Origin of the sequence: Stenotrophomonas sp., assembly GCF_032061965.1 — a bacterium.
Lineage (GTDB): Bacteria > Pseudomonadota > Gammaproteobacteria > Xanthomonadales > Xanthomonadaceae > Stenotrophomonas.
This window is the reverse complement of record NZ_DAMBEF010000005.1, coordinates 120357-126849: the sequence shown is the minus strand read 5'-3', so window position 1 is coordinate 126849 and position 6493 is coordinate 120357. Positions and strand designations below refer to the sequence as shown.

5 protein-coding genes and 1 tRNA gene are annotated in these 6493 nt (G+C 61.9%); 2 read left to right on the top strand and 4 right to left on the bottom strand.

Annotated elements, in window-relative coordinates; all coding sequences use genetic code 11:
* Together RT460_RS04300 and RT460_RS04295 are read right to left on the bottom strand one after the other, a co-directional pair.
* A partial coding sequence (locus RT460_RS04300) for a hypothetical protein (protein ID WP_313317365.1) occupies positions 1 to 1000 on the bottom strand: 1000 nt, incomplete at its 3' end.
* 739 nt (positions 1001 to 1739) lie between these two features.
* Positions 1740 to 3149, bottom strand: coding sequence for a PLP-dependent aminotransferase family protein (locus tag RT460_RS04295; protein ID WP_313317364.1), 1410 nt, complete (start codon positions 3147 to 3149; stop codon positions 1740 to 1742).
* 440 nt (positions 3150 to 3589) lie between these two features.
* On the opposite strand from RT460_RS04295, the gene RT460_RS04290 reads away from it, so the two are divergent.
* The gene (locus RT460_RS04290; RefSeq protein ID WP_313317363.1) at positions 3590 to 4543 is read left to right on the top strand and encodes a hydroxymethylglutaryl-CoA lyase; all 954 of its coding nucleotides are present in this window, start codon (positions 3590 to 3592) and stop codon (positions 4541 to 4543) included.
* A 96-nt stretch (positions 4544 to 4639) separates the two neighbouring features.
* Here RT460_RS04290 and RT460_RS04285 read toward each other — a convergent pair.
* Positions 4640 to 4716 (bottom strand) — tRNA-Arg (locus tag RT460_RS04285).
* Between the two features lie 115 nt (positions 4717 to 4831).
* Here RT460_RS04285 and ubiA point away from each other — a divergent pair.
* Positions 4832 to 5725 (top strand): 4-hydroxybenzoate octaprenyltransferase, encoded by an 894-nt coding sequence (gene ubiA, locus RT460_RS04280; protein WP_313317362.1) that lies wholly within the window; start codon positions 4832 to 4834, stop codon positions 5723 to 5725.
* 162 nt (positions 5726 to 5887) lie between these two features.
* On the opposite strand, the gene RT460_RS04275 is transcribed toward ubiA, so the two are convergent.
* Entirely contained in the window at positions 5888 to 6451 is a 564-nt protein-coding gene (locus RT460_RS04275; protein WP_313317361.1) for an HdeD family acid-resistance protein, read from the bottom strand.
* Positions 6452 to 6493: the final 42 nt, after the last annotated feature.

Below are 6493 nucleotides of genomic sequence, written 5' to 3'. Positions count from 1 at the left end.
TGTACGGACCGGTCGAGGTCACCACCTTGGTCGAGGTCAGCTTCGGCGTCTGCGTGAGCGGCGTGGTTACCGTACTGTCGTCGCTAACCGGGGTTGTACCGCCTGTGGGAGTGCCGGTGGCGGTGGCTGTGTTGACCACGGATCCCGCGTTGAAGTCTGCGGTAGTGACCGTATAGACATGGCCAGTACAAGTGAACGATTGCGTTGCGTTGATGGCCAGCGTCGCGATCGGGCTGCAGCTCAGGCCGGTCAGCTTGGTATCGGAAACAGTGACGTTGTTGAGGGCAACACCGCCGGTGTTGCGCACGCTGAAGGTGTAGGTGATTGTCGTCTGGTCAGCTACCAGCGTGGCAGTCTTTGTCAGTTCGAGTTCGGGCTTTGCGACCGGGGTGATGACGGTACCGGTGCAGCGCTCTTCGGCCGGACAAGTAGCGTCGCCACCGCCACTGACCCTTGCAGTATTGGTGATGCTTGTACCGGCCGCCGCAGTGGGCGTCACCGGAATGACAAAGCTGATAGTGCCGTTGGTGGCAGCAAGCCCCGGCTGGATGGTGCAGCTCACCGTTTGCCCCGAGGGGTTGGTGCATCCAGCCGGCAAGGTGCCGATTGTCAGGCCTGTCGGGATGGTGTCGGTCACGGTTGCAGCAGCGGTAGTAGCCGCCGTGCCGATGTTGTCGACCTTCAATGTGTAGCTCGCAGCCACACCGACCACCATTGGTGACGTGCTGGCCGTCTTGGTCAGGCGCAGCTGTGGGGCGGTGATCGGATCCGAATCAGTCGCGGTGCAGACGTTGGAAGCCAGCGAAACGCTGGTCGTCGTATCGGAATCTGTATCCCGACAACTCGGATTGGTCGTCGGAATGGTGACGCCAGCAGGCGGCGTGAGCGTGGCCGTATTGGTGGCGTTCTGTGCCTGGACAGCTGGCACGGCAAACGCGCCAGTGACAGCCATGACGCACAGCAAGCGGCTCAAACCCGCAACGATAGACTTGGCAAACACACGCAGCTCCGATGGGCCTTCCAGCCCAATGCACGCGCCCCCCCTACGCTGGAGCGACGAATTCCGAACGCAAACAACCCCCAAGGTGTCTGCTCGGCCACGCTGCGATCCAAGATTGCTTGCTTGTGCTGAAAACGGGCCCCCCCATCCGCACCGCCGCCCCCTGAGCTGCGCAGGCCTTCACGTCGAAATCAGGTTCTGATCCATAGATCAAGCGCCAAAAATCGACGAGGCATCACACTTTGGGCGGCATCCTAGCCAAGCCGGCGTTTTTTACGATGAAGAAAGATTCACGGCACTTACGACCATGAAATGTGATGCACATCGCGCTTTACAATCGCAAAATTCCGGTAAATATCGCCAAAAATCAATGAAATTCGCCAAATTGCAGACATCGTGCATTCGCATCTCAGTGCACATATTCGGCAATACCGGCGCGTATTGTGAAATTGAATTTCACAACCCGAAACGAAGGGTGAACCCGTCAGGTCGGCGTACCCACCTACCTACCGACAGCCAGTTCCGGGCACGCACAGCACCCCGCCTCTCGGCAGGGGCTCTGGCGCAGACATGACCAAACTGACCCTTTCCTCTGACGGGACAAGGGCGCAGGAATGATGAACAAAGAAAGGGCCGCTGGTTGGCCCTGCCAGACCGACGTTGAAAAGCCGCGGTCGATGGCACTATTTCCCTCGTTGCATTGCGCCCCGACGGGGCGCTTGCATCATTGCCCGGCGGCTCAGCCGCCGGTGATGCCATCCAGTTCTTCGCGCATGCTGCGCAGGAACAGGGGGTCGGACAAATAGGCCACATTGAGCCGCGTCCAAGGCGACACCTGGTCTGCGTCCAGGTTGAAGAACGCGCCTGGCGCCAGCACAACCCCACGTTCCAGCAGACGGGTGGTCAAAGCGCGCGTGTCACTGATACCGCCGAACTTCGCCCACAGGTAAAGGCTTTGTTCGGGTGTGGCGAAGACAGTTGCATCCAAGCGCTGCAGCACTTCAAGGCCCTCCGCCGTGGCTGCGCGGGTGCGATCCTGCAGCCGGCTGACATGTCGCAGGAAGTTGCCCTCCCGCAGGATTGCTTCAAGCACCCGTTCGCCGTACTCACTGCTGCCGATGTGCAGCAACATCTTCAAGTCGGCGAGCTCCTCGATGCGCGAACTCTCGCCGGCAATGAAGCCGCTCCGCAACGAAGCCGACACCGACTTGGAGAAGCTGCCTACATACAAGGTGTTACGGAACTGCGCCAACGACGACAGACGCAAGGCAGAGTTCGGCTTGAAGTCCGCCATCGCATCGTTTTCGACGATCAATACGTCGTGCGCCGCCGCAAGCTCCAGCACGCGCTTGGCAACCACCGGCGCAACATCGGTGCCGGTAGGGTTGTGGGCGATGGTCTGGATGAAGAACACACGCGCCTTGGTCTGCTGCAACGCCAGTTCCAGCTCGGCCAAGTCAGGCCCATCGGCGCGTCGATTGATTGCGATGGGCTTGGCCCCATGCAGCTGCAACTTGCCGTACAACGGGTAATAACCCGGCTGTTCAACCAGCACGGTGTCGCCCGGCGCCACATAGCGGCGAATGATGAGGTCAAGCGCATGATTGGCACCAAAGGTGGTGACCAACTGACGGATGCCCAACTCCATGCCGTGCGCCGCCAACCGTCGCACCAGCTGCTGTCGCAGTGGCTGATAGCCATAGCGGTTGCCGTAGCGGAATAGCCCGCCCACCGAGCGCACGACCTGGCGGTGGAAACGATCCAGGCGCATGTAGGTCAGCCAGTCGACAGGAGGGAAACCTTCTGCAAGGTGTGAACGCCCCGGCTCACGTATGGCCTGTTGTCGCATTAGCCAGAGGGTATCGATGACCCGGCTGTAACCCACCGGTTCCTCATCATCCTCGCGTTCGGCGGGGGCTTCCACGCCACGCACGAAGAAGCCCTTGCCGTGGCGCGGCTCAACCAATGCGCGCTCGCCCAGCAGATCGAAGGCAGAGATCACGGTGTTTTTCGAATAACCATTGAGTCGCGCGTACTCACGCAGCGAGGGCAACTTGTCGCCAGGCTTCAGAATCCCCGCCAGTATCTGGCGACCGATATCCATCGCGACCTTTTCGGCCAATGAGATCTTTCGCGGTTCGGAGAGCATTTTATATCCAGGGGGAGTTCGTCGGCAGGGACTGTATCCACCTGGCAATAGCCTCCGTAAGAGCATAAATAAGCATTTTCTGTCAGATAAATCTGACTATTTTCCCCGCAACTGTTCTGTTGCTGTGTACCCATAATTCGCGGGTTATGGGCCATTGCCGCGATACATCACTGGGTCATCTTGAAGGCTTCTTTTACCGCCTACGGATGCAACGTGATCACGCATACCGCACGTCCCGAGAATGTCAGCCACATGCTGTACATCGAGAGATCGCCCTACAGTCCGCCGGGTAGAAAGGCCGGGGTAACACGAGGCTCAATCCTGGGATTCATTGGGGGAAAAGCACTGTCGCTTGGACAGACGTTCCGGGCATGCGTTCCCCAGCCCAATGCAGGGCAAGGCGGCACCCTAGCAACCGCGGCTTGCGAAGGTCGCCAGTGATGGACGCACGTACCACGGAGCTTGATCGCGTGCGCATCATTGAGGTCGGCGCACGTCGTGGCCTGCAGAGCCAGATACGCGCACTCGATCCCATCGTGCGCATGAACCTCGTCGAGCTGCTGGAACTCGCGGGACTGAGAGAGGTGGAGGTTGGCGCTTTCATCTCTCCGCGCTGGGTGCCGCAACTTGCCGATACGTCGACGGTGTTCGATCTATTGGGCGGCTCGCAGGCCAACAGGATCCGCTCGGCCATGGTGCCCAACCTGCAGGGACTGGAGATGGCAGTGGCCGCCGGCTGTCGGGACATCACCGTGGCTACGGCTGCAACCGACGCCTATTGCCGCGCCAATCTCAACTGCAATATCGCCGAAAGCCTGCGTCGGGCCGACGAGATCTCCGGTTTCGCCCTGGGGCTTGGCATCCAGGTGCGCGCTACGTTGTCGGCCGTGATCGACTGCCCCTTCACCGGCCCGGTCGCGCCCGCCGAGGTCGTGCGCAAGGTCAAGCAGCTGCATGACATGGGCTGCCGCGAAATCAGCCTTATCGATTCCACCGGTACCGGAACACCCGCCTCCATCGGCACCCTGCTGCGCGCCTGCGTGGCCGAAGTGCCGGTGAAGGCGTTGGCCTGCCACTTCCACGATACCTTCGGGCTGGGCATCGCAAACGTGGTGGAAGCACTTGAGCATGGCGTTCGCGCATTCGACACCGCCATATCGGGGCTTGGCGGCAATACGCACTTCCCCGGTGCGGCCGGCAGCCTGGCCACGGAAGACATCGCCTATCTGATGACAGAATTGGGCATCCAGTGCGGACTGGACATGGATGGGCTTCTGCTCGCCGCCGACTACATCGATGTGGTGTTGGAACGCAGGACCGAGTCACGCGTGGGTCGGGCGTTGCGCGCACGACGCAAGCACCGCGTGCGCTCGCAGGACATGCCCTCGGCCTGATTCCGCTTGACGGGATGAAGCGGCAAGCAACCCGCAGACAGCACAAAGCCCCGGCATGCGGGGCTTTGTGTCTATCGCGCGATGCGCGATGGAATCTGGCGCGCCCGGAGGGATTCGAACCCCCGACCAATGGCTTCGGAAGCCACTACTCTATCCGGCTGAGCTACGGGCGCATTGTTCCGCGCGGCTGAACCAGGCGGACGCGCATTCTAACGGCAAAACCCGCCGCAGGTCTGCCCCCCTGCCAATTTCGCAAGCCAGCCCCGCCCAACTGGTAACCTTTGCAGCATGAAGCACCCCACCTCTACCCCACCGGCCGCAGACCTCAGCGCGCGGCTCGGGCACTACTGGAAGTTGATGCGCGCCGACCGCCCGATCGGCACCCTGCTCCTGCTCTGGCCCACCTGGTGGGCGCTGTGGCTGGCCGCCGATGGCACCCCGCCACTGTGGACGCTGTTCGTGTTCACCGCCGGCGTCTGGCTGACCCGTTCGGCCGGCTGCGTGATCAACGACTATGCAGACCGCTGGCTGGACCCGCATGTCAAACGCACCAAGGAGCGGCCGCTGGCTACCGGCGCGGTCTCCGGGCGCGAGGCACTGGCACTGTTCGCAGGCCTGATGCTGGTGGCATTTGCCCTGGTCCTGACAATGAACGCCCTGACCATCGGGCTGAGCTTCATCGGCGTATTCCTGGCTGCCAGCTACCCCTACCTCAAGCGCTATACCCACCTGCCGCAGGTCTATCTGGGCATGGCCTTCGGCTGGGGCATCCCGATGGCCTTTGCAGCCATCCAGGGCGAGATCCCGCCGCTGGGCTGGGTGCTTTACGCCGCAAACATCCTCTGGTCCACCGCCTACGACACCTGGTATGCCATGGTCGACCGCGACGATGACCTGAAGGTGGGTTCGCATTCCACCGCCATTTTGTTCGGCGATCTGGACCTGGTGATCCAGGGCATCCTCTATGCCTTGTTCTTCGGCGCGATGGCATTGGCCGGGCAACGCGCCGGACTGGGCGGGGCCTACTGGGCCGGCATCTGCGTGGCGATGCTGCTGGTCGTCTACGAGTTCTGGCTGTGCCGCAACCGGGAGCGCGAGCCCTGCTTCAAGGCCTTCCTGCATAACAACTGGGTGGGCGCGGTGTTGTTTGCCGGCATCCTTGCCAGCCAATACCTGCGATAGGCGCAACACCCACCCGGATCCGGGCCAGCCATCGGCGGCGAAGCAGCAGCGGCATAAGCCGCGAAGCCAACGCTCCAACAGCACACGCAATACAGCGCCTCTCCCCTTGCCGGACGCAAAGGGAGAGCGCGCTGAAGCGACAGACCCTGCAGGCGTGTTCCCTCAGCGCAGCGCGCGCAGGCGGAAAGCCGCAACCACCTGCAGCACGCCATAAACCAGCGCCAGCGCACCGATCCACAACGACGTCACGATCAGGCCCGACAATGGGTTGAGGGCGAACATCACGCCCAGAACCACCGCCAGCAGGCCGCTCAGTACCAACATCCACTCACCGCGGATCTGCTTGCGCACGCGGATTGCAAAGATGATGCGGTAAATGCCGCCCACCACCAGCCACGCGGCCAGGAACAACAACAACACGCTGGCCGTCACCAGCGGGTTGATCACCGCCAGCACGCCGAACGCAATCGACACCAGCGCGTAGAACACCGCCCAGCCGCGCGATACCGGCGCTGAACCGCTGAATGCGGCCACCAGCGCCACCACGCCCTCGACGATGGCCATCACACCCAGCCACACGGCCAACATGGCGGCAGTGCGGACCGGTGAGATCAGCGTCAGCACGCCAAACACGATGGCCAACAGGCCGAACAGCAACACCACCCACCAGTTGCGGGCCAGCGTGCCAAATAGTGAACCGGCCGGGAAAATCGGGGATGCACCCATTGCAATCTCCTTTGGACGAAGTGGAACGAAGCCCCCTCGCCC